Origin of the sequence: Altererythrobacter sp., from assembly GCF_050299635.1 — a bacterium.
Classification (GTDB): domain Bacteria; phylum Pseudomonadota; class Alphaproteobacteria; order Sphingomonadales; family Sphingomonadaceae; genus Erythrobacter.
Genome location: NZ_JBNKWF010000007.1, coordinates 97,380 through 120,114, shown reverse-complemented (window position 1 = coordinate 120,114; position 22,735 = coordinate 97,380). Strand labels below are relative to the sequence as shown.

At 61.4% G+C, this 22,735-nt stretch carries 26 protein-coding genes and 1 other RNA gene; 16 read left to right on the top strand and 11 right to left on the bottom strand.

The genetic code is table 11. From position 1 onward, the window contains the following. Positions 1-4: 4 nt before the first annotated feature. Positions 5-2,104 (bottom strand): malate synthase G, encoded by a 2,100-nt coding sequence (locus tag ACQY6C_RS05515; RefSeq protein WP_427965863.1) that lies wholly within the window; start codon positions 2,102-2,104, stop codon positions 5-7. 185 nt (positions 2,105-2,289) lie between these two features. Here ACQY6C_RS05515 and ACQY6C_RS05510 point away from each other — a divergent pair, with 185 nt between their 5' ends. From ACQY6C_RS05510 to ACQY6C_RS05490, 5 genes are all read left to right on the top strand, one after another. Next, a complete protein-coding gene (locus tag ACQY6C_RS05510) occupies positions 2,290-3,498 on the top strand; it encodes a hydrolase (RefSeq protein WP_427965861.1) in 1,209 nt (402 codons plus the stop codon). Further along, a complete protein-coding gene (locus ACQY6C_RS05505) occupies positions 3,495-4,511 on the top strand; it encodes an arginine N-succinyltransferase (RefSeq protein WP_427965859.1) in 1,017 nt (338 codons plus the stop codon). Before ACQY6C_RS05510 ends, ACQY6C_RS05505 begins: the two co-directional genes overlap by 4 nt. After that, positions 4,508-5,758, top strand: a complete 1,251-nt coding sequence (locus ACQY6C_RS05500) for an N-succinylarginine dihydrolase (protein WP_427965857.1) — start codon at positions 4,508-4,510, stop codon at positions 5,756-5,758. Before ACQY6C_RS05505 ends, ACQY6C_RS05500 begins: the two co-directional genes overlap by 4 nt. A 117-nt stretch (positions 5,759-5,875) precedes the next feature. Next, positions 5,876-6,124, top strand: a complete 249-nt coding sequence (locus tag ACQY6C_RS05495; protein WP_427965854.1) for a hypothetical protein — start codon at positions 5,876-5,878, stop codon at positions 6,122-6,124. A 2-nt stretch (positions 6,125-6,126) separates the two neighbouring features. Then, positions 6,127-6,615, top strand: coding sequence for an HIRAN domain-containing protein (locus ACQY6C_RS05490; RefSeq protein WP_427965852.1), 489 nt, complete (start codon positions 6,127-6,129; stop codon positions 6,613-6,615). 143 nt (positions 6,616-6,758) lie between these two features. On the opposite strand, the gene ssrA is transcribed toward ACQY6C_RS05490, so the two are convergent. Together ssrA and mscL are read right to left on the bottom strand one after the other, a co-directional pair. Continuing rightward, positions 6,759-7,103: a transfer-messenger RNA gene (gene ssrA, locus ACQY6C_RS05485) on the bottom strand. Positions 7,104-7,276: 173 nt separating this feature from the next. After that, positions 7,277-7,699, bottom strand: coding sequence for a large conductance mechanosensitive channel protein MscL (gene mscL / locus ACQY6C_RS05480; protein ID WP_427965850.1), 423 nt, complete (start codon positions 7,697-7,699; stop codon positions 7,277-7,279). Between the two features lie 166 nt (positions 7,700-7,865). Between mscL and ACQY6C_RS05475 the strand changes: the two genes are divergently transcribed. The 6 genes from ACQY6C_RS05475 to ACQY6C_RS05450 are packed head-to-tail and all read left to right on the top strand — an operon-like array spanning position 7,866 to position 11,794. Beyond that, the gene (locus ACQY6C_RS05475; protein WP_427965847.1) at positions 7,866-8,468 is read left to right on the top strand and encodes a LemA family protein; all 603 of its coding nucleotides are present in this window, start codon (positions 7,866-7,868) and stop codon (positions 8,466-8,468) included. A gap of 5 nt (positions 8,469-8,473) precedes the next feature. Then, the gene (locus tag ACQY6C_RS05470; RefSeq protein WP_427965844.1) at positions 8,474-8,983 is read left to right on the top strand and encodes a TPM domain-containing protein; all 510 of its coding nucleotides are present in this window, start codon (positions 8,474-8,476) and stop codon (positions 8,981-8,983) included. Beyond that, a complete protein-coding gene (locus tag ACQY6C_RS05465) occupies positions 8,980-9,777 on the top strand; it encodes a TPM domain-containing protein (RefSeq protein WP_427965841.1) in 798 nt (265 codons plus the stop codon). The genes ACQY6C_RS05470 and ACQY6C_RS05465 overlap by 4 nt, the downstream gene beginning before the upstream one ends. After that, positions 9,778-10,455: a TPM domain-containing protein gene (locus ACQY6C_RS05460; protein ID WP_427965838.1), complete on the top strand. Its 678-nt coding sequence runs from the start codon at positions 9,778-9,780 to the stop codon at positions 10,453-10,455. An 11-nt stretch (positions 10,456-10,466) separates the two neighbouring features. After that, the gene (locus ACQY6C_RS05455; protein WP_427965835.1) at positions 10,467-11,009 is read left to right on the top strand and encodes an NUDIX hydrolase; all 543 of its coding nucleotides are present in this window, start codon (positions 10,467-10,469) and stop codon (positions 11,007-11,009) included. Between the two features lie 2 nt (positions 11,010-11,011). Next, positions 11,012-11,794 carry an SDR family oxidoreductase gene (locus ACQY6C_RS05450; protein ID WP_427965832.1) on the top strand — a complete coding sequence of 261 codons (783 nt, stop codon included), beginning with the start codon at positions 11,012-11,014 and terminating at the stop codon, positions 11,792-11,794. A 93-nt stretch (positions 11,795-11,887) separates the two neighbouring features. On the opposite strand, the gene ACQY6C_RS05445 is transcribed toward ACQY6C_RS05450, so the two are convergent. The 3 genes from ACQY6C_RS05445 to ACQY6C_RS05435 are packed head-to-tail and all read right to left on the bottom strand — an operon-like array spanning position 11,888 to position 12,373. Beyond that, positions 11,888-12,103: a PspC domain-containing protein gene (locus ACQY6C_RS05445; RefSeq protein WP_427965829.1), complete on the bottom strand. Its 216-nt coding sequence runs from the start codon at positions 12,101-12,103 to the stop codon at positions 11,888-11,890. Then, a complete protein-coding gene (locus ACQY6C_RS05440; protein WP_427965827.1) occupies positions 12,100-12,222 on the bottom strand; it encodes a recombination protein F in 123 nt (40 codons plus the stop codon). The genes ACQY6C_RS05445 and ACQY6C_RS05440 overlap by 4 nt, the downstream gene beginning before the upstream one ends. Positions 12,223-12,256: 34 nt before the next feature. Beyond that, a complete protein-coding gene (locus ACQY6C_RS05435) occupies positions 12,257-12,373 on the bottom strand; it encodes an enoyl-CoA hydratase (protein ID WP_427965824.1) in 117 nt (38 codons plus the stop codon). A gap of 234 nt (positions 12,374-12,607) precedes the next feature. Here ACQY6C_RS05435 and recF point away from each other — a divergent pair, with 234 nt between their 5' ends. Further along, positions 12,608-13,684 carry a DNA replication/repair protein RecF gene (gene recF / locus ACQY6C_RS05430; RefSeq protein ID WP_427965822.1) on the top strand — a complete coding sequence of 359 codons (1,077 nt, stop codon included), beginning with the start codon at positions 12,608-12,610 and terminating at the stop codon, positions 13,682-13,684. A 24-nt stretch (positions 13,685-13,708) separates the two neighbouring features. On the opposite strand, the gene ACQY6C_RS05425 is transcribed toward recF, so the two are convergent. Then, complete coding sequence (locus ACQY6C_RS05425; RefSeq protein WP_427965819.1) at positions 13,709-14,413, bottom strand: arylesterase; 705 nt, start codon at positions 14,411-14,413, stop codon at positions 13,709-13,711. 47 nt (positions 14,414-14,460) lie between these two features. Between ACQY6C_RS05425 and ACQY6C_RS05420 the strand changes: the two genes are divergently transcribed. Together ACQY6C_RS05420 and ACQY6C_RS05415 are read left to right on the top strand one after the other, a co-directional pair. Continuing rightward, on the top strand, positions 14,461-15,171 hold the full coding sequence (locus ACQY6C_RS05420) for an ABC transporter ATP-binding protein (protein WP_427965817.1): 711 nt from the start codon (positions 14,461-14,463) through the stop codon (positions 15,169-15,171). Then, the gene (locus ACQY6C_RS05415) at positions 15,172-17,679 is read left to right on the top strand and encodes an ABC transporter permease (RefSeq protein WP_427965814.1); all 2,508 of its coding nucleotides are present in this window, start codon (positions 15,172-15,174) and stop codon (positions 17,677-17,679) included. It abuts the gene before it with no gap. On the opposite strand, the gene ACQY6C_RS05410 is transcribed toward ACQY6C_RS05415, so the two are convergent. Then, the gene (locus tag ACQY6C_RS05410; protein ID WP_427965811.1) at positions 17,676-18,323 is read right to left on the bottom strand and encodes a hypothetical protein; all 648 of its coding nucleotides are present in this window, start codon (positions 18,321-18,323) and stop codon (positions 17,676-17,678) included. The genes ACQY6C_RS05415 and ACQY6C_RS05410 overlap by 4 nt on opposite strands. Before the next feature lie 292 nt (positions 18,324-18,615). Continuing rightward, entirely contained in the window at positions 18,616-19,098 is a 483-nt protein-coding gene (locus ACQY6C_RS05405) for a glycine zipper 2TM domain-containing protein (protein WP_427965809.1), read from the bottom strand. Positions 19,099-19,297: 199 nt separating this feature from the next. Between ACQY6C_RS05405 and rarD the strand changes: the two genes are divergently transcribed. Continuing rightward, positions 19,298-20,215: an EamA family transporter RarD gene (gene rarD / locus ACQY6C_RS05400; RefSeq protein WP_427965806.1), complete on the top strand. Its 918-nt coding sequence runs from the start codon at positions 19,298-19,300 to the stop codon at positions 20,213-20,215. A 10-nt stretch (positions 20,216-20,225) separates the two neighbouring features. On the opposite strand, the gene pyrC is transcribed toward rarD, so the two are convergent. After that, positions 20,226-21,269 (bottom strand): dihydroorotase, encoded by a 1,044-nt coding sequence (gene pyrC / locus ACQY6C_RS05395; protein WP_427965804.1) that lies wholly within the window; start codon positions 21,267-21,269, stop codon positions 20,226-20,228. A 117-nt stretch (positions 21,270-21,386) separates the two neighbouring features. On the opposite strand from pyrC, the gene ACQY6C_RS05390 reads away from it, so the two are divergent. Then, on the top strand, positions 21,387-22,142 hold the full coding sequence (locus ACQY6C_RS05390; RefSeq protein WP_427965802.1) for a YgfZ/GcvT domain-containing protein: 756 nt from the start codon (positions 21,387-21,389) through the stop codon (positions 22,140-22,142). Here ACQY6C_RS05390 and ACQY6C_RS05385 read toward each other — a convergent pair. Next, entirely contained in the window at positions 22,111-22,725 is a 615-nt protein-coding gene (locus ACQY6C_RS05385; RefSeq protein WP_427965800.1) for a TetR/AcrR family transcriptional regulator, read from the bottom strand. The genes ACQY6C_RS05390 and ACQY6C_RS05385 overlap by 32 nt on opposite strands. Positions 22,726-22,735: the final 10 nt, after the last annotated feature.

The window sequence follows — 22,735 nt, the reverse complement described above, 5'->3', positions numbered from 1 at the left end:
TCCCTTAGCTGGCCTTCTTCACCTGACGCCAGCTATGCAGCAGAGGCTCGGTATAGCCCGATGGCTGCGCAACACCCTTGAACACCAGATCGCAGGCAGCGCGGAAAGCCGGGCCGTCCTCATTGCCGACGAGCGGCTCATAGGCCGGATCGCCAGCGTTCTGCGCGTCGACCTTGGCTGCCATGCGGCGCATGGAATCCATCACCTGATCCTCGGTCACAACACCGTGTAGCAGCCAGTTGGCCATGTGCTGCGAACTGATACGCAGGGTCGCGCGGTCTTCCATCAGGCCCACATCGTTGATGTCCGGTACCTTGGAGCAGCCGACACCCTGATCGACCCAGCGCACGACATAGCCCAGCAGGCCCTGAGCATTATTGTCGAGCTCCTGCCGCAGCTCGTCCTCGGACCAGTTCGCGCCTTGCGCCAGCGGAATGGCGAGCAATTCGTCGAGCGGAGGAATCTCGCCCAGCCCCTTCTGGATTTCGAATACATCGGCCTGATGGTAATGCAGCGCGTGCAGCGTTGCGGCGGTAGGCGATGGTACCCAGGCGGTGTTCGCCCCGGCCTTCAGGTGCCCGATCTTCTCCACCATCATCTGGCCCATCAAATCGGGCGCGGCCCACATGCCCTTGCCGATCTGTGCCTTGCCGGAAAGGCCATGCTTGAGCCCGATGCCGACATTGCGCTTCTCGTAAGCGGTTAGCCATTTACTGGACTTCATCTCGCCCTTGCGGATCATCGGACCGGCTTGCATCGAAGTGTGGATCTCGTCGCCCGTGCGATCGAGGAAGCCGGTGTTGATGAAGACCACGCGGTCCTTCACAGCCTCTATGCAAGCGCCGAGATTGGCGCTGGTACGCCGTTCCTCATCCATCACGCCGACCTTGATCGTGTTGCGCGGCAGGCCAAGCAGGTCCTCCACCGCATCGAACAGATCGTTGGTGAAGGCACATTCCTCGGGCCCGTGCATCTTGGGCTTCACGATATAGATGCTGCCGTGGCGTGAATTGCCGTATTTGGCATGGCCTTCAACATCGAGCGCGCCGATCGCGCTGGTGAAGACTGCATCCATGATCCCTTCGGGCACTTCGCTGCCATCGGCCAGATGGATCGCAGGATTGGTCATCAAATGGCCGACGTTGCGCACGAACAGCAGGCTACGGCCCGGAACGCTGTGCTGATTGCCGTCATGATCGGTATAGATCTTGTCACCCGCCAGCTTGCGGGTGAGCGTCTTGCCACCTTTCTCGAATGTGTCTTCGAGGTCACCGCGGATCACGCCCAGCCAATTGGTATAGGCGAGCAGCTTGTCCTCGCCATCGACAGCCGCAACCGAATCCTCGCAATCGCAGATCGTGGTGAGCGCGGCTTCGCAATTGATATCGGCAATGCCCGCCTTGTCGGTCCGCCCGATCGGGCTTTCGCGGTCGAACACGACTTCGATGTGCAGGCCGTTGTTGCGGAACATCAGGCCCTTGTCGGTCTTGCCGACATACTGGCTCTCATCGGCTAGCTCGCCGTCGTGGTCGCCTTCGATATCGGTCCAGCTGCGGCCATCCGCCAGCGGCAGTGCCTGGTCGAGGAACTCGCGACCGCGTGCGATCACCGCCGCACCGCGCGCCTCGTCATAACCGCCCGGCCTTGCAGGCGGCGCATCGAGCGCGTCAGTGCCGTAGAATGCGTCATAGAGGCTGCCCCAGCGCGCGTTGGCGGCATTGAGAAGAAAGCGCGCGTTGAGCACCGGAACCACCAGCTGCGGGCCCGCCATGGTCGCGATTTCGGGGTCGACATTCTGCGTGCCGATGGTGAAATCGCCCGGTTCTGGCACGAGATAGCCAATGTCACGCAGGAAAGCCTGGTATTCGCCCTGATCGAGCGGTTTTCCACGCCGTTCGACATGCCATGCGTCGATCTTCGCCTGCAGCTCATCACGCTTCGCAAGCAGCGCGCGGTTACGCGGTGCAAACTCAGCCAGAAGCGCAGCAAAACCTTGCCAGAAAGTGCCCTGATCGCGGCCCAGCGGGGCCAGCACTTCGTTTTCAAGGAATTCGGCGAGTTTGGCGTCGATGGCGATGCCGGCACGGGTAGCGGTATGGGTCACGTATTCCTCACTGAGTTGCTCTGCCAACTGAACGGCAGGAGAAAATCGGTCTGACTTCCGGGGAGGAATGGCGCGCCATATGGCCAAAGGCCAGCGCTTTTGCAACTGGCCAGTCGTCCGATGCACACTCAACCCGTGCTATGCCGGGTTGGCGTTGCCCTACCCTACCGCTAAGGCGGTTACGAATGAAACTGGATAGCACACTAAAACGGCTGATCGAGCCGATCGATCAAGATGCGATGCTTGCGCAGGCGCAGGGCTGGAGCGCGATCAACACGGGCACAGCCAATCTGGCCGGGCTTGCCGAACAGGCGACGGCGCTGGCCGATGCCTTTGCCGCGCTGCCAGGCGAGGTGGAAATGATCGATCCCGCTCCCGTGACCGCTATCGACGCGGCTGGGCAGGAGGTCGAGCGCCAGTTCGGCCAGCATCTGGTGCTGCGGGTGCGGCCCGATGCCGAACGGCGGCTGATCCTGACCGGACATATGGACACGGTGTTTCCTGTCGACAGTGCGTTTCAGGAGCAGCGCTGGCTGGAGGAAGACGTTCTGAACGGCCCCGGCCTGGCGGATATGAAGGGCGGGATTGCAGTGTTCCTTCATGCGCTCATGGCCTTCGAGCAGAGCGAACATGCCAGGCGCATCGGCTATGACGTGCTGATCAATTCCGATGAGGAGACTGGCTCGCTCTCCTCCGCACCGTTGATCGAGCAACTGGCACGGGGCAAATATGCGGCACTGACTTATGAGCCATCCGCCCTGCCCGATGGAACGTTGGCCCATGCGCGCGGCGGCAGCGGCAATTACTCGCTCACTGTCACCGGCAAGTCCGCCCATGCAGGCCGCAATCCGCAGGATGGGCGCAATGCGATCGTCGCGGCGGCCGCGCTCACGATCGGTCTCAAGCAACTCCAGACCGAAGAGTGCCCGGTCAATCCGGCCAGGATCGATGGTGGCGCCGCGAACAATGTCGTGCCCGACAATGCTGTGCTGCGTTTCAATATCCGTCCCAAAAGCCCCGCGGCGGCAGAAAGCTTCGAGGCCGGGCTCGCGCGGCTCATCGGCGATGTGCAGCAGGCGCATGAGGTTGAGATTCACCGCCACGGCGGAATCACCCGCCCGCCCAAGCCGGTCGACCGGCGGGCGCAGAAACTGTTCGATCTGGTGCGCGATTGCGGGGCTTTGCTGGGGCAGGAGATCGGCTGGCAATCGACCGGCGGTGTGTGTGACGGCAACAATATCGCGGCAACCGGCGTGCCGGTTGTGGACACATTGGGCGTGCGGGGAGGCGCTATCCATTCCCCTGACGAGTATCTGATTGTATCGTCGCTGAAAGAACGCGCCGCATTGTCTGCGCTCGTACTGCATAATCTTGCCACGGAGGACGTATTTTGACCTTCCGCCTGCGCGCTGCACGCGCCGATGATCTTGAACCGCTTTACGAGATGGCCAAGCTGACAGGCGGCGGTTTCACCAATCTGCCGCCTGACCGGGCAGCCCTGGGTGCAAAGCTCGACCGTGCAAGCGAAGCCTTCGCCAATGAAGTCGACGAATTGTGCGACGAGCAGTTCGTGCTGGTGCTCGAAAATGCGGAAACCGGCGCTATCCGGGGCACATGCCAGTTGATGACCAAGGTGGGTCAGCAATGGCCGTTCTATTCCTACCGGCTCAACACACTGACGCAATATTCGCAGGAACTCGACCGCACCGTGCGTGCGGAAATGCTCAGCCTCGTCACCGATCTGGAGGGGTCGAGCGAAGTCGGCGGCCTGTTCCTCCACCCCAATGAGCGCGCGGGCGGGCTTGGCCTGCTGCTGGCGCGCAGCCGCTATCTCTTCATAAAGATGCACCGCGCCCGCTTTGCCGACCGGGTTCTGGCGGAGCTGCGCGGGATCATTGACGAGCGTGGCGGGTCGCCTTTCTGGGACGGTGTGGCAGGCCGTTTCTTCGGGATGAATTTCCAGGAAGCGGACTATTTCAACGCCATCAACGGCAACCAGTTCATCGCTGACCTGATGCCCAAGCATCCGGTCTATGTCGCCATGTTGGACGACGATGCGCGCAGCGTGATCGGCGTCCCCCACCCCACCGGCCGCGCAGCGATGCGAATGCTGGAATATGAAGGCTTCCGCTATGACGGCTATGTCGACATCTTCGATGGTGGCCCCACTATGGTCGCGCGCACAGACGAAGTGAAGAGCGTGAAGGAAACCGACGTGCTGCAGATTTCCGCAACGAATCTGGCCGAAGGGGAGCGCGCGATCATCGCCACCGGCAGGCTATCGGGCTTCCGCGCCTGTTACGGTGCGCGCGCTCTGGGCGAGGACGGGACCATAGCGATCGATTCGCAGAGCGCCGATGTGCTCGACGTAAAGACTGGCGATACCGTCTGGAGCGTAGCGCGGTGAGCCTTGCGGAGATCAATTTCGACGGGATCGTTGGCCCCAGCCACAATTACGCCGGGTTGAGCCTGGGCAATATCGCCAGCGCCAGTCACAAGGGTGATGTCAGCTACCCGCGCGCTGCCGCGCTACAGGGCCTCGCCAAGATGCGCGGCAATCTGGCGCGATTCGGCGCGCAGGGATTCCTTTTGCCACTCCCGCGCCCCAACCAGGGCCTGCTCGATGCGCTGGCGGTGGACGAAGGCGCGGATCGCGGATTGCTCGCCGCCGCATGGTCGGCCTCCAGTATGTGGACGGCGAATGCCGCGACCGTCAGCCCCGCGCCCGATTGCGCGGACGGCAGATGCCATCTCACACCGGCAAATCTCGTGACCATGGTTCACCGGGCGCAGGAATGGCCTGACACAAAAAAACAGCTCGCACTCGCCTTTGCCGATACTGAGCATTTCGCGGTGCATGATGCCGTCCCGTCCAGCTTCGGCGACGAAGGTGCGGCCAATCACATGCGACTATGCGCGAGCCATGGCGAAGCGGGCGTCGAGGTCTTTGTCTATGGCAGGCCCGGTGGTGCTTTTCCTGCGCGACAACACGAACAGGCGAGTCGCGCCGTGGCACGCCTGCACGGGCTTGACCCGGACCGATGCGTATTCATCGAACAAAACCCTGTCGCGATCGAAGCGGGCGCGTTTCACAATGACGTGGTGGCGGTCGCCAACGAAGGCGTGATCTTCGCGCATGAACTCGCCTTTGCAGACCGGATTGGTGCATATGAGGCGATGCGACGCGCCTTCCCCGCGCTGCAGGTGGTGGAAGTGCCCGACAGTGCGGTGAGCCTCTCCGAAGCGATCAAGACCTACCTTTTCAACGCGCAACTCGTCACGCGCCCTGAAGGGGGCATGGCGCTGGTGGTTCCCGATGATTGCCGCGACAGCCAGCCAGTGTGGAACTGGCTGGAATCGATGCTCGCAGGAAATGGCCCGATCCGCGAAGTCGTGCCAGTCGATGTCCGTCAGTCCATGGCCAATGGCGGCGGGCCAGCCTGCTTGCGCCTACGCGTGGTGGCCGATCCGGCGACTGTCGACCCGCGCTTCCTGCTCAGCGAGGCCAGGGCGGAAGGGATCGAGTCGGTGATTTCGGCGCATTGGCCCGAACAGATCGATCCGGCGGATCTGGGCAGCACTTCGCTCGCCGAAAGTGTCAGATTGGCACGCAGTGCGCTTCTGGAGGCACTCGACCTCACAGAATTGGGTTAACGCGCTGGACACCAAAACCGCGTTCCTTACAATTGACGTTTCATTAACCGTGGTTTTTCCTGGCAAGGTTCATTCGGTACCCGAACCGCCCGGCAAGACCGCAACGATGGAGCGGAAATGCTGCGCAAGATTGGCAGGCTGTTCGTGATCAAGACGCGCTGGGAGGCGTATCTGATCATCTACGCCCTCGCCCTTGGCGCGATGACGCGCGGCGCACATTACACGATCGCTTATCCCGGCTGGGGCGGTTACCTGCTTTGGGCAGCAACGGCGGGTGCCGTGTTCCTAGGTGGCGCCAAGATTCTCGACGCGATCCGCTACGAGCAGGAAGCCAAAGCGCGCGAGGCTGAGACAAACGAGGGCTAGCGATGACCGTTCCGACGCGCCGAAAGATATTCGACGTAGTTGGCGAATCTTTTCAAACTGACGCTGGCCTGCCGCGCCAATCGGTCCTGCTTGCAGCGGAACCCGGTGATCCCATTCGCTTGGAACGAGAACCAAGCAATCCACATGACGCAAATGCAATCGCGGTCTTTCTTGGAAAGCATGACATCGGGCATATTGGAAGAGTCGACGCAAAGATGCTGGCCCCAATCCTGGATCGCGGAACCCAATATCGAGCACAAGTTCATCGTATCAAAGGATGCGTTCCAAGCGCACCATCATCGGGTGCGGTCATCGCCATAGCATGGGAAAATCAGGAATTGCCGGCACCAATTCCTAGAGACGATGAGCAAGTGCAATATCGGGAAGAGAAAGTCAGTACGCTCAAGAAATCGTCAACTGGATGCTTTGGCCTAGTTCTGGCAATGCTCATCATTCCACCAATGGTAGGCGTTGTCGTAAACATCTTGTGAGCAGGAATGGGGTGGAGGGATTCTGTTGCTACGTTCCCCAAGTCTCCGTTTCGGGGACGAAAACCGTTTCGCCTTGGCAAGGTCGGTTTAACCAAGCTGGCGAAGGTGGGGCGGTTCTGTTGCTAGGCCCGCCCCGGGCCCCCGGAATCCGCTTCTGTTGCCCCGTGGGTCCAACGGCGCTTTAGCTTTGTAAATTCAGGCCGCTAGGCCGTCACATTACGCAGCAAGAGCGAGTGCTTCATTGTCATTGGCACTTGTGTGTTTTGAACAGTTTTACGGGGTACTCAGCCCGGGCGAAAACACAGTCTTTCAACACACGTCGATCCTGGTTCGGCCCCGTCAGAAACCCCGTGAAATCCGGAGGTTATGGTGGAGCCGCCGGGTACTGCCCCCGGGTCCGTTGTGTCTATTACACAGCGCAGTTTATCGCCATATCCGGTCGAAACCGGCAGGCCCTATATAGGCGATCCAACCTTAATGGGAAGTAGATGGGTGTTTGATTGCTGACACGCTGTGATCGGCGGCGCTTCCGCCGCAAGGGCGACCGCCCGTCCACAGCGACGCGATCATTGAGCACATAAGCAGGATTTCGCAGATCCGGATGGGCCCGCGAAACACAAGGACTCTGGATTCCTGCCTTCGCAGGAATGACGAGGTAAACCTACTTCTTCAGCGCGTCCCTGATCTCGGTCAGCAGATCGATCTCACTCGGGCCGGCAGGCGCCGCTTCCTCTTCCTTCTTTTCGAACTGCGCCGTTACCTTGTTGGCATAGCGCACCAGCATGAAAATGATGAAAGCGAGGATCAGGAAGTTGATCGCGGTCGAGACGAAGCTGCCCCAGGCCAGAACATTCGCCCCCGCCTCTCGCGCTGCTTCCAGCGAAGCGCCATCGGCCACTTCGCCGCTGAGCACGATGTACTTGCCGGAGAAGTCGACATCGCCAAAGATCATGCCAACGATCGGCATGATAAGATCGTCTGTCATCGAGCTGACGATCGTCGCGAAGGCGCCGCCGATAATGACCGCGACGGCCAGATCCATCACATTGCCCTTTGCGATGAAATCCTTGAATTCCGAAAGCATGTTCTTCGTCCCCAAATATCTCCGAACCGCGGGCAATCTTGCACCATCTCAATGCCTTGTCAAAGCGAAGCCAAACTCGGCAACTGCTTGAATATCCTTAGGGGTGTGCTATCTAGATAACACAGATTTGGCGGGCGCCCCCTGCCCGCCCAAGGGGAGTTATTCGATGAAATTCGCTGACCTTCGCCGCTTCGTGCTCGTTGCGGCCGCATCGCTCGGCCTCGCAGCCTGCGGGATCAATTCGGTGCCAACCGCAGAAGAAAATGCAAAGGCCAAATGGGCTGACGTTCAGGCGCAATTCCAGCGCCGGGCCAATCTGATTCCCAACCTGGCGGAAGTCGCCAAGGGCGCCGGTGAGAACGAAGGCAATATCCTGCGCGACGTGACTGAAGCGCGGGCCAAGGCAACGAGCATCAATGTTGACGCCAGCGACCTTGGCGATGCCGAGAAGATGGCCGAATTCCAGGCCGCTCAATCGCAGGTCGGTGCCGGGATCGGCCGCCTGCTGGCAAGCTTTGAAGCCTATCCGCAGATCCAGTCGACCCAGGCCTATCTCACGCTGCAAAGCCAGCTCGAAGGCACTGAAAACCGCATCGCGGTGGCGATCCGCGACTATAACGAAGCGGTACGCCAGTATAACACCACGATCCGCACCTTCCCCGATACGATCGGCGCAAACATAATCTACGGCGCGGAGCCGCTGGTACCATATGAGGCTACGACCGAGGGCGCCGAAGTCGCCCCGACTCTCGACATGACAACGAACTGAGCGGCGTGCTGCGGGCTGCCCTTGCTGCTGCGTTTCTCTTGCTCGCGGGATGCGGCGCAGAAGCGGGGCAAGCCGAGCAGGAACCGGCGCTGGAACTGACGGGGCGTGTCGTCGATGCGGCAGATGTCTTCACACCAGAGTTTGAAACGAGGCTGACGAAGATACTGGAGCAATTAGAGGAAGATACGCTTGTGCAACTGGTGGTAGCGACGACACCGAGTCTCGAAGGCTACGATATTGCGGACTATTCGATCAGTTTGGCGCGCGCCTGGGGCTTGGGTGATGCGAAACGCGATGACGGCTTGATGGTCCTTGTTGCTCCGAATGAACGGAAGGTCCGCATCGAGGTTGGCCATGGCCTTGAGGACAAGGTCAAGGATGAGGAAGCTGCACAAATCATCAGAGAACAGATGATTCCCCAGTTCCGCAAGGGCAACTATGAATCAGGAGTCAACGCAGGCGTGACCAGCCTCATTACCGAAGTAACACCAGTGGAAATGAAAGAAGCAGCGTGAATCGATTCACTATCCTCTTCTTGGCGATATGGGCGCTACTCGCGTCCCCTCTGGCCGCGCAGGAGTTTCCCGAACTGACCGGGCGCGTGGTCGATGCGGCGAATATCATTCCCGCCGATGTCGAGGCGCAGCTGACGGCCAAGCTCGAAGCGCTCGAGACCCAGTCGCAGCGCCAATTGGTTGTCGCCACGGTGCCGGACCTGCAAGGCTATGACATTTCCGAATACGGCTACCAGCTTGGGCGCGCGTGGGAGCTGGGCGATGCCGAGCGCGATGACGGCGCACTCCTGCTCGTCGCACCGAACGAACGCCGCGTGCGGATCGAAATCGGCTATGGCCTCGAGGGCATCATGACCGATGCCTTGTCATCGCTCATCATCCAGAACACCATCATTCCGCGCTTCAAGGCCGGCGATTTTCCAGGTGGAATCGTTGCAGGGACCGATGCGATCGTGCAGCAGTTGCAATTGCCAGAGGACCAGGCACGGCAGGTTGCGCAGCAGGCTGTCGAGCGACGCGAGAGCGACAGTGGAACACCGGTCGGAGCGCTAATCTGGTTCGCGTTCATTTTCTTCTTCTTCATCCTGCCGATGCTGCGAAACCGAAGGCGCAGGCGGCGTTACGGCCTGGGTGACACGGTGACCGACATCGTTCTGTGGGAAGTTGGCAAAGGTATCGCGCGCGGTGCCAGCGGCCACGGCGGAGGCTGGGGTGGCGGCGGCTTTGGCGGCGGTGGAGGATTCTCCGGCGGTGGCGGCAGTTTCGGGGGCGGTGGCGCCTCGGGGGGGTGGTAGATGGCTAGCTATCTCAGCGAAGAGCAGCACAGGATCGTCTCCAACGCAGTTGCAGAGGCGGAACAGCACACGTCGGGCGAGATCGTGACCGTGCTGGCCGACCGGTCGGACGGTTATACCGACATAGTATTGCTATGGGCAGCAATCGCGGCCTTCACGGCAATGACCATCTTCGCGATGTTTCCCGCACTGTTTCTGGAGAAGATCGACTGGTTGACGGGTGGCTGGGGCCATGACTGGACACAGGGCGAAGTGCTTTCGCTCCTGATCGGCTTCGGACTGCTGAAGTTCTTTGGCGTGTGGCTGTTCCTTCTTTGGGATCCACTCAAGTTCCTGCTTGTGCCGGGGCCGATAAAGCAGGCACGTGTTCGGGCGCAGGCAATCAAGCATTTCAAGGTCGGGGCCGAACGGCGCACGCATGGCCGCACGGGAGTGCTGCTCTATCTCTCGATGCGCGAGCACCGCGCCGAGATCGTGGCCGACGAGCCGATTGCTGAGAAAGTGCCTGCCGAAGTCTGGGGCGAAGCGATGGCCGACATGCTGGCCGAGATCAGACAGGGGCAATTGGCAGCGGGCATGGCCGCGGGCGTGCGCGATGTCGGCAAGGTACTGTCCGAACACTTCCCGCGTGCCGAGGACGACCAGAACGAGCTTCCCGACCGGTTGATCGAAGTCTAACGCCGCTTCGCATGATCGACCCCGACGCAAGCAAGCCTGAAGAAATCGTCTGGCAAGGAAAGTTCGTCACCGCCAAGCGGCGGGGACGGTGGGAATATGTCGGGCGCGCTCGCAACATCCGTGCCGCGGTTATCCTGGCGCTCGAGCACGGGCACGTCTTGCTGGTCGAGCAATATCGCGTGCCGCTGGGGTGCAATTGTCTGGAGCTTCCCGCAGGCCTGATCGGGGATCATGATGACGGCGAACAGGACGATCCTCTCGCCGCCGCAGGCCGCGAACTTGAGGAAGAAACCGGCTATCGCGCAGGCAAGCTCACGGATCGCGGAAATTTTTTCTCCTCCCCCGGAATGGTGAGCGAAAGCTTTACGCTAGTGCAAGCTGGCAATTTGGAGAAAGTCGGCCCCGGCGGCGGCGTCGATGGCGAAAACATCACCGTTCACAGGGTTGCCATAGGCGACCTGGACACGTTTATTGATGCCAAGCGAGCCGAAGGCTGCGGCATCGATGTGCGATTGCTGTTGCTGCTCGGTGGAAAGATACTCGAGGGAGAATAGCAATGGCAGGACGCGTCGCAGGCAAAATGGCGCTGGTAACTGGCGCGGCACAGGGCCTTGGCGCGGCGCATTCGCGCAGGCTGGCCGAGGAAGGTGCGCGGGTTCTGTGCACCGATATCAACGGCGAAGGTGCGCAAGCGACGGCTGCTGCAATCAACGCCGATCTGGGAGCTGGAACCGCCTTCGCAATCCAGCACGACGTGACCGATCCTACAGCCTGGGAAGCGGCGGTTGACGCGGCGCGCGAAAACCTCGGCGGGCTTAATGTGCTGGTCAACAATGCCGGGATCGGCGTTGGCGGCAATATCGAATCCTGCGATTTCGAGGATTGGAAGCGCTGTTACTCGGTCAATGTCGATTCGATCTTCCATGGCTGCCAGAAGGCACTGCCGCTGATGCGCGAACATGCGCCGGGATCGATCGTCAATATCAGCTCGATCGCCGGCCTGATCGCTAGCGATACCATGCCGGCCTACAATTCGTCGAAAGCGGCGGTGTGGATGCTGACCAAATCGATCGCGCTGCATTGCGCCAAGAAGAACATGAATATCCGCTGCAACTCGGTCCATCCGACCTTTGTCGACACGCCGATTCTGGATGGCACGGCCAAAAACCATGCGATCGACAAGGATGTGTTGATGGAGAAACTGGCGCGGCAGATCCCGCTCAAATTCGTTGGTGAGCCCAACGATATCGCCAATGCCGTGCTCTATCTGGCAAGCGATGAAAGCCGTTTCATGACCGGAGCTGAATTGAAGCTCGACGGCGGCATTTCGGCGATGTGAGGAAGTTTAGGAGGGCGGGTTGACCCCGCCCGGTTCCCGGTGGCCGCGCAGCGCGCCGAAGAACCGGATTCCACTTCTTTGTGCTGCGCGTGCCTAGTCCGCGATCAGCGCGATCGCGAGATAGATCAGGATGAAGGATCCGAAGCCGATCAACGTGCCGGCAACGAAGCCGATGCGGACGATCATCGGGTCAATCCCGAAATAGTCGGCCAGCCCGGCGCATACGCCGAAGACCTTGCCATTATGCTTGTCGAGATGGAAACCCTTGCTTGGCGGGCCGCCATTGTTGTTGCGTGTCACGTCGTTCATGCGATGACTCCGATGCCCGGTGTGGCGGGAATGATCGCGGTGGCCATGAAGACCGCCGAGATGGCGATGGCGGAAATGGCAGCTACGAAGCGGTTGCCAGTGTCCGAAAAGATAAACATCGATCAGGTCCTATTCTATCGGTGAAAGGTGGGTTCAGGCAAACAGCGTCGGGCTGGCCGGAACGATCGCCGTGGCCATGAATACGGCCGAAAGGGCGAGAGCGAATGCGGCAGCGAAAAGGCGGTTGCCGGTGTCGGAATTACCAAACATCTCTTGTTTCTCCTTGTTTCAGTTGTCGGTGGGCCATTCCCACCTGATGCCTGATCAATTGCAGAAGCCGTGCCAAAACCGAAAAATGGCGGAATTCTGCGGTTTTCTTCACTGCGCAAGATGAACCGTCCGTTCATCAATCCGAAAGGTTGGGATTTTTCACCAAAAATCAGGATCGGGGATTCAAGGGCGGAATTGCATGGTCAAATCCATGTGTTTTGGTAGGCCGTAATCATGGCGCTCGACCGCATTTCCCTCAGTCACTTTCGCAACCATCGCGAAACGGAACTAGGCGAAACGCGGCATCTCAACCTGCTTTTCGGGGAGAACGGGGCGGGCAAGACAAATGTACTGGAAGCGATTTCGCTGCTGGCCCCCGGGCGCGGTTTGCGTCGGGCAGCACTCGATGAAATGTCCGGGCCGCATGGCGATGGCGGTTTCGCGATCGGCGCGAGCCTGAAAGAACAGGGCCATGAAAGCGCACGCATCGGCACCTATGTCGAGCCCGACCGGACGGGGCGACGCCATGTAAGGATCAATGGCGCGGAAGCGAACGCGGGAAGCCTTGGCGAATGGCTTGCGATGGGTTGGCTGACCCCGGCGATGGACCGGCTATTCATGGACAGCGCAGGCGCGCGTCGCAGGCATGTCGACCGCATGGCACTGGCGCTCGATCCTGGACATGCCCGCAATGTCTCGCGCTATGAAACCGCCATGCGCGAACGCAACAAGCTGCTCGAGACCGGTGGCGACACCACCTGGCTCGATGCGATCGAAGCGCAGCTGTCCGAGCATGGGGAGCGCGTGGCTGCTGGCCGCAAGGCGCTCATTGCTGCGCTCACCGACGAGCTCACTGCCTTGCCCGACCAACCCTTCGCTCGCCCCCTACTCACCTATCGTCCCGGCGGCCCGACCGAGTTCGAAGCGCTGCGTGAGGATTTCCGCCGGCAGCGCGCGCGCGACCGGGCTGCCGGACGTGCGCTGACAGGCCCGCATCGTGACGAGCTGGAAGTTGTCATGGCGGGATCGGGACAGGCGGCTGCTCTCTGTTCGACCGGCGAACAGAAAGCCATGCTGATCGCAATGACGCTGGCTCACGCGGTACTCGCGGCCGAGGGACGGCCGGGCGTATTGCTGCTCGACGAAGTGGCGGCCCATCTCGATCCGGTGCGGCGTACTGCTCTGTTCCAACGCCTCAGGCAGGGCCGCGCGCAAGTCTGGCTGACAGGCACCGAAAGTGCGCCGTTCGAGGATATCATTGAGGAAGCAGCCGTTTGGCGCGTCAGCAATGGAACGGTCGAGCGGCTTTAGGGGCCCGGCCCTAGCGGGATGCGCCTACTCCAGCGCCTCTTCGACATCCTCCACCGTAGCCCCCACCAGCGTCTCGATTCCGATCTCGGTGGGATGGATGCGATCCTGCTGGATCAGCTCCGGCTTGTCATAGATCGATTCCTGGAAGAACGGCACCAGCGCCGCGCCATGCTTGGCAGCGAGATCGGGATAGATTGCGTCGAACGCCGCCTGAAATTCGGGGCCGTAATTGGGCGGCGCGCGCATGCCCATTAACAGTGCGGGTATCTTGCGCTTTCCCAATTCCTGCAGGATCGCGTCGAGGTTTGCGCGCGTCTGGTCGGGCGATAGCCCGCGCAACAGATCGTTTCCGCCCAGCTCGACGATAACCAGATCCGGCGTCTCTTCCTGCGCATCGAGCGTGAAAGTGAAGCGCTGCAGCCCCGCGGCCGTCGTATCGCCCGAAACACCGGCATTGGCGACCTGGGCATTGATCCCGCGCGCTCTCAGCGCATTCTGCAGCTTGGCTGGATAGCTGTTCTCGGCCCCCACGCCATAGCCGGCGAAGAGGCTGTCCCCGAAGGCGAGGATGCGCTGCTGCGGCCCCATGACGGGCACGGTCGCCTGGCCTTCTGCATCGATCCCCAGATCCTTTTCCGATTGCGGCTCGGCGGGGGCAGTCCCACCGCAAGCCGCGAGCATGAAACATAGGATCAGGCCGAGAGCTTTCGACCAGTTGCTGTTCACCATCTGCAAGTCTCCTTGTGCACCGCCCATGCCTATGCCAACGAGCATTCGTGACAAGCCCCTCTCTCGCAATTTCCGCCCGCAAGCTCACCCTCACGCTCGGCAGCGATGCCGCTCCAGTTGAAATCCTGCGCGGGATCGACCTCGATATCGCTCACGGCGAAGTGGTTGCGCTGCTTGGCCCGTCCGGGTCGGGCAAGAGCTCGCTCATGGCAGTGTTGTCCGGCCTGGAACGCGCCAGCTCGGGCACGCTCAGCGTTGCAGGGCAGGATTTTGCCGCGATGGACGAGGATGCACTGGCGCAGGCGCGTCGCGGCAGCATTGGCATCGTGTTGCAGGCTTTTCACTTGTTGCCGACCATGACCGCCGCCGAAAACGTCGCGACGCCAATGGAGCTGGCAGGCGAAAGCGGTGCGAGTGCGCGGGCAGCGGCTGAACTTGAAGCTGTGGGGCTCGGCCACCGGCTCGACCACTATCCGACCCAGCTTTCGGGCGGCGAGCAGCAGCGCGTGGCCATCGCCCGGGCCATAGCGCCGCGCCCATCGCTGATCTTCGCCGATGAGCCGACAGGCAATCTCGACGCGGCAACCGGCCACGAAATCATCGACCTGCTGTTCGCAAGGCGGCAGGAGGCTGGTGCAACGCTGCTCATCATCACGCATGATCCGGAGCTCGCCACACGTTGCCAGCGCGTCATTACCATGGCGGACGGTTTGATCGTTTCGGATACAGCCAAACTGCCTCGGTCCGGAGAGGATTGAGTGAACTGGCGCACCGCATGGACAATAGCCAGGCGTGATCTCAACACGCGGTTCCGGGGCTTGCGGCTGCTGCTGGTGTGCATCTTTCTGGGAACGGCCGCGCTTGCAGCCATCGGGACATTAAGCTCCGCAATCGAGCGCGAACTTGCGACACGCGGGCAGGAACTGCTCGGCGGCGATCTTGAAGTGGAGGTCTGGCAGCGCGACCTTTCCCCCGAAGAGAAAGCGGCGCTCGCCAGCTATGGCGCGATTTCCGGTGGCACCCGGCTGCAAGCCATGGCCAATACAGGAGAGGTCGCTGCACCGGTCGAGTTGAAGGCGGTCGACAGCCAATGGCCGCTTTACGGCACACTCACGCTTACCGACGGGCGCGAAGCCGCTGCCCCGATCGGAAATAGCGCCTGGCTGGCGCAGGGTGCAATCGACCGGCTCGACATCAAGCCCGGCGACCGCTTCCGTATCGGTACCGTCGAACTGGTGGCGGCAGGTGTGATCGACAATGAACCGGACCGGCTTTCGGAAGGATTCCAACTCGGTCCAACGGTGATCGTGGCTGAAGACGTACCGCAGCGCGCCGGGCTGCTTGCGCCCGGGTCGATGTACCAGAGCAAGTATCGCTTGGCCCTGGCAGGCAATCGCGATCCAGCCTCAGTGCAGCAGGAGTTGAACGAGGAGTTTCCCGATTCGGGCTTCACCTTCCGCACGCGTGACCGTGCTTCGCCGGGGGCCGACCGTTTTGTGAACCAGATGAGCGATTTCCTTACGCTGGTCGGGCTCGCCGCGCTGGTAATCGCAGGAATAGGAATTGGTGGCGGGGTATCGTCCTATCTCGAGGCCAGGCGAAGCAGCATCGCCACCCTCAAGGTACTGGGGGCGACGAGCAGCGACATCGGCAAGATCTACGCGATGCAGATCGCCGCGGCCGCTGTGATGGGCAGCCTGGCAGGGATCGCAACCGGAGTGCTGGTCACGCCGATCCTGGGCGCTGCGCTCAAGGGACTTCTCCCTGTCGAAGCGGGACTGGTGATCGAGCCCGCACCGCTCCTGCTGGCCGGCGCCTATGGTCTGCTGGTCGCGTTCGCATTTGCCGCGACTCCGCTCCTCCGCGCACGCAGTTTCCCCGCAATGGCGCTGATGCGGGCTCGCGTCGCGCCGCTCGCACGCGACATGCGGGCGCTTGCCTGGACTGGCGCAGGGATAGCGGCGATCTGTGTGCTAGCGCTTGTCACTACCGATCAACCCATGCTTTCGGCAGGCTTCCTGGGTGGGGCCGCCGCTGCGCTGCTTCTTCTCGCCGCAATCGGTTTCGGCATCCGCGCCGCCGCCCAGCGTATGCCGCGCTCCTCCAGCCCACTGGTCAGAGGCGCGCTCGCCAATCTTCACCGGCCCGGTGCACCCACAGGGGCGCTGGTGACAGCGCTGGGATTCGGCCTTGCGAGCTTCGTCCTTCTGGCAGGCGTGCAGAGCGCGATTGACGGCAATATTCAGAAACGCGTTCCGCAGCAGGCACCCGACTATTTCGTGCTCGATGTCCCGCGCGACCGTGCGGAAGCATTCGAAGCGTTGGTGCGCGAGAAATCGCCCGATGCCGAAATTCGCACTGTGCCCGCATTGCGCGGCGCGGTGCTGGCGTTCGGCCCGCGCGCCGACATGACACGGGTCGCAGACCTTGAGAGCATTCCCGAAGGCGGATGGGCGCTGCGAGGCGAGCGCGGACTGACCTATGCCGACGCGGTTCCGCCCGGCAATGTCGTAACCGAGGGCGATTGGTGGCCGAAGGACTATGCGGGCGAACCCTTGGTATCCCTTGACGAAAATTTCGCCAACGCAGTGGGTCTCAAGTCGGGCGATTATATCACCATAGGGCTTCTCGGCGTGGAGCGCAGCGCTAGAGTAGCAAACCTGCGACGGATCGACTGGGAAAGCCTGGGCTTCAACTATGTGCTGGTCTTCTCGCCCAATGCACTGGAAGATGCGCCGCACAATCTCGCTGCGACGATCGAGTTGTCCGGCGATACGGCCAGCGGCGACCTGCTGCGCGATCTGGTGCGTCAGTTTCCGTCCAGTTCGGTGATCGAGGTCGGGCAGGTCCTGAACGAAGCCCGCACCATCCTCGAACAGGTCGGATTGGCGACGCTGGCAGCTGCTTCGGTGGCGGTGCTGGCCGGGCTTGCCGTCCTGCTCGGCGCGATAGCCGCAGCGCGTGCTTCACGCACCTATGACACTGTGATCCTGCGCGTGCTGGGGGCCAGCCGCCGCCAGATTTTGCTGATGCAATTGGCGGAATATGGCTTACTCGCCCTTCTGCTGGCGCTGGTTGCGCTTGGACTGGGTTCCGCTGTTGCCTGGTATGTCGTGACGCAATTGTTCGAGTTTGACTGGCTGCCCGATTGGGGCGAGGTGTTCGCTGTACTCGGCATGGGCCTTGCACTGGTGGTCGCCTTCGCGCTGGCCGGATCGCTGCCGCTGCTCCGCGCCAAGCCCGCGCAGGCTCTCCGCGAGCTCTAGTCGCGCTCAGCGCTCACGATATCGACGTCAGTCAGGCCATCGAAACCGGGGCGGACATAGACTGCCAGGTTCTTGCCGCCCTTCCGCCCCCGGATGGCGCGCTCCGGCCCGCTTCCGGCGAGATATTCCGGATCGAACCCCGCCCTCACCGCCAGCGTAAAATTGAACTGCATCACGTCTTCGATGGCTAGCGGCGTGCGGTACGTCACGATACGTAGCTTGCACCCTGCCCGATCGCTCCCCGCAGCATCGACCACGGCACCGCGCGGCACGATCTCGGCATAGTCTTGCAGACGTGCCGCCCAGATCGTGCTGTGCTCGAGCCCTTGGGCGCAGGCTTCGGCAACTCCGGCCATGCGCGCGCGTTCCTCGGCGCTCAAATCTTCGGTGTAGCTGGCGATCTCGGGCTCGCTGATCGAAGCAGGAAGCTCGGCGATTTCGCCTCCGTCGAGCAGGGCCATTCGCGTTTCGTCGCGTGTGAGAGCGGTAATCTCAGGCCCATTTTCGATTCGCGGCAGTGAATGATCGTAGCCGATCGTCAGCGCAGCATTGCCTTCGTTCTGGAAAGCCAGATCGGGATCGGTCATCAAGCGGTCGTTGAGCGCCTGCTGCACCAGGGGGTCCATCTCAGGACCACTTGCCACCGGATCGCCTCCGCCCGAACAGGCACTCAAAGCGCAAGCTCCTGCGAGCGTCCAGATTGTCGATCGGATGGGGCTCATGACGATTGGTTGTTCGGCTCTCTGAGTGCGGACGCGTGTCCGCCATTAGCGTATCCCCTAACGCAACAGGGTTAATTTTCCTCCGAACACGCTCACACTCGATGAAGAAAGCGCCCCCAAGCCAATAGGCAAAGAGGCGCTTTCCGCGGCCTGGTGGAAGCCGCGCCGGAGCCGGTGGTGGAACCGACCCAAGTCTATGTTTTCTAAATTCTAATCAACGACAACGCGAATTGCTTCGATCGATCGAACGTCCCAGAATCGCACCGCCCGCCGCGCCGAGAATTGCGCCCAGTGTGCGATCGCCGCCGCGCCCGGCCAACTCATGTCCGGCCAGCGCACCAACCCCGGCACCAATCAGCAGCCCGGTATCGCCATCCCTGCGGCGGCAGTAATAGCGCCCGTCCCGCCCGCGCCAGATACGCGTGTCACGATAGACTGGCTCGCCATAGGAGCGGTAATAACGCGCATCGCGGCCATAATAGCTGTCCCGATAATGGCGGTGGTGCTTGCGGTAATGCTTGCGCTTGTATTTGCGCTTGTGCTGGAAACTCATGTCGCCAAGGACTTGCGTCGAATATCCATGCTGGATTTCAACCCCGTGCGGAGCAACCTCCGCTGCAGACGCAGGTGCGGCAATCGCTAGCGCAAGCCCTGCGCTGGTGGTGAATGCGACATGTTTTGCAATTGTGCGAATCATCGGTCTTCCCTCACATCGTCCAGCGGCCACCAACCGCTCGTCTTCATTCGATGTGTTCATGTATAAGGACAGCAACCTGAACGGATCGCAACGCACCATGCAGGTTCTGAAAGATGCGACGAAAGGAGGCCTGGCGTCGGATAAGCCGAATTGAATCCAGCGCTTGCCGGCCATTGCAGCCACGCCTAGGGGCCGGATCATGAACGACCAACCCGCCGCAGAATCCGCTCAGCCTTCGGGCTTGCCCGCAGCGCTCGGGGCCTATCTGACCTGGGGAATTCTTCCGCTCTATCTGATTCTGGTGAAGGCCGTCCCGCCGATTGAGTTCGTTGCCTGGCGCATTATCTGGACTTTGCCTATCTGCCTGGTGATCGTGCAATTTCGCCGCCAGTTCCCCGATCTTCGCGCGGCTTTTGCCAATCGGCGTGTGACGCTGGTGCTCATCGCGAGTGCCAGCCTGATCGGGATCAACTGGTGCGTCTATATCTGGGCGATCCAAAACGGAAATGTCTACGCAGCGAGCCTTGGCTATTACATCAACCCGCTGGTCAATGTTCTGCTCGGGACGCTGCTGCTTAAGGAAAAGCTCTCGCGGCTCCAGTGGCTGGCCGTCGGGGTGGCGAGCGTCGGCGTCGCTGCACTGGCCGCAGGTGCGCTGACCACGCTCTGGATCAGCCTGACACTGGCCTTGAGTTTCGGCTCTTATGGCCTGCTGCGCAAGCAGGTGGCGGTGGGTTCGCTGCCGGGCCTGACGATCGAAAGCGCAGTGCTGCTGATACCTGCAGCGGCGATAGCCGCATGGTATGCCATGAGCCCTGCCGGATCGTCGTTCACCGTTTCGATCGAGCTCAGCCTGGCGATCATTCTCGGTGGATTCTTCACCGCGATACCTCTGCTACTCTTCGCCATTGCGGCAAGACGAATGAACTATTCGACGCTGGGCTTCGTGCAGTTCCTCGCACCGTCGATCGTTTTCGTGCTGGGGCTGACCGTCTTCGAAGAGCCGCTGTTGCCAGCTCAAGCGATCAGTTTCGCGTTTATCTGGTGCGCGATCGCACTGTTTGTATGGGACATGCTGAGAGGCCGCTCGAGAGCGAAAGCGACGCCGGCAGGATGATATCGCAGTCTTAGGGTTCGAGCGTCCAGCCCAGCGTCTCTCCGGCATGAAAGGGCACGATCTCGCCGCTGGCGTTGGGTAACGGTGAGATGTCGGGAACCACGCAAGGCACCTTGCTCAGCGTGACGGTGCCTTCATTGACCGGCAGGCCGTAGAAGGCCGGCCCGTTGAGCGAAGCAAAAGCTTCAAAGCAATCGAGCGCACCTTCTTCGTCGAACACCGCGACATAGCTCTCCAGGGCATAGGGCGCGTTGAAGATCCCGGCACAACCGCAGGCGGATTCTTTCGCTTCGCGCGTGTGCGGCGCGCTGTCGGTTCCGAGAAAGAACTTCTCCGAGCCAGAGGTCGCCGCCTTGCGCAGTGCCAGCCGGTGCTGTTCGCGCTTGGCAACCGGCAGGCAATAGGCATGTGGACGAATGCCGCCGACCAGCATGGCGTTGCGGTTGATATGCAGGTGCTGCGGCGTGACCGTGGCCGCCACGTTTGCCCCGCTTGCCAGCACGAAATCGACTGCATCGCTGGTGGTGATGTGTTCGAACACGATCTTGAGTTCCGGAAAGTCATCCGCCACCCGTGACAGGTGCCGCTCGATGAACTCAGCCTCGCGGTCGAACACATCGATGTCAGGTTCGGTCACTTCACCGTGGACGCACAGCACGATCCCATCGCGCTGCATCCGCTCCAATACGGGATAGATCTTCGCCAGATCGGTTACGCCATGTGCCGAATTCGTCGTCGCGTTGGCCGGATAGAGCTTGGCCGCGGTGAATACGCCCTGCGCCGCGCCCCAGGCCAGGTCTTCGGGGTCGGTGCCATCGGTCAGATAGCAGGTCATGAGCGGAGTGAAGTGCATCCCGTCCGGCACCGCTGCCACGATCCGCTCGCGATAGGCCAAGGCCATCGCGGTATCGGTCACAGGAGGCACGAGATTGGGCATGACGATCGCCCGCGCGAACTGCCTTGCCGTATACCCGACCACGTCGCGGAGCATCGCTCCATCGCGCAAATGCACATGCCAATCGTCGGGGCGGCGGATCGTCAGGCTCTCTGTCATCACGCGGTGCTGTAGAAGCGCGCGCGCGATCTTTCCAGTCGCGTTTGCCCAACCGCCGATTCACCAGAGCAGCGGTTTGAGGCTTGACCAGCCGTCCTCAGACGCCACCTTGCACCCATGACCGCAACACGCCTTTTCGCCCGCACGATTGTCCGCCTCTCGCCGGAAAGCGAGGATGAGGACGTGACAGGCTTTCTCCAGGGTCTCGTAACCAACGATGTGGCAGGCACGCTGCCCGTCTATGCCGCGCTGCTCACACCGCAAGGCAAGACTCTGTTCGACTTCATCGTCTGGCCCGCGGGTAATGGCGAGATGCTGGTCGATTGCGAGGCCGCGCTGGCTGACGATCTGGTCAAGCGCCTCTCGCTCTATCGCCTGCGCCGGAAGATCGCGATTGCGCGGGACGATTCGCTGGCAGTCCATTGGGCAGGCCACATGGGCGACGGCGGCGCGCGCGATCCGCGCCTCAGCGCATTGGGAGAGCGCTGGCTGGCACCGGCAACCAACGAAGACCGTTCAGCCGATCATGCCTGGTGCAAACACCGCCTTTCGCTCGGCGTGCCCGAAGGCCGGGACGAGCTTGGCGATATCCTGTGGCTTGAAACCAACGCCGCCGAACTCAACGGCGTAAGCTTCGGAAAAGGCTGCTATATCGGACAGGAAAACACCGCGCGGATGAACTGGCGGCAAAAGATCAACCGCCGCCTGGTTGTCGTGCCGCTTGATCGTTCGGACGACAAGCGCCGCAAGGCCGCCCATGAGGATTTCGGGCTGGCGGTCGATCACCTGCGCGTCGAGGATATCGACCCTGCAACGTCACCCGAATGGATGCGCGAAGCGCTTACTGCGGCTGATCGATCTGAGGCCGATTGACCAGTTCGATCGAGCTTTCCAGCATCCGCTGCGCATGATCGCGGGCCGCGGTCGCGGGCAACCCCAGCGAGCGCGCCAGGGCAGAACCGATCAGCGCATCGCCCATTGCCATTAGCACCAGCGCCAGCGTTTCTTCATGCACGCGCATGACCTTGCCGTGCGAGGCCGCCTCTTCGGGGGCGATATCGTCCACCAGATGGTGAATCGTCTCGACGATCGGTGCCAGCGCGTCTTCATTGCCGGTCAGTATCATCCAGCTTGCAAGCGCACCTGCACCCTCCTTATCGAACGCGTCGAAGGCGAGGTCGACCACTTCGCGCGGAGAACCGAGCCCTGCCCGGCTGGCTTCGACCGCTTGCCTGATCGTTTCACAGACCGTTTCGGTAATGTGGCGCGCCAATTCCTTCTGCAGCCCTGCAGCAGACCCGAAATGGTGCAGCAGATTCGCATGCGTCCGCCCGATCCGGCCCGCTACCGCCTTCAATGTGACCGATTGCGGCCCTGTTTCTATCAACAGGTTCCGGGCTGCCTCAAGGGCGGAACTACGTGATTCTTCGGGTGTTAACCGCTTGCGACTTGCCATTGATTCTTAT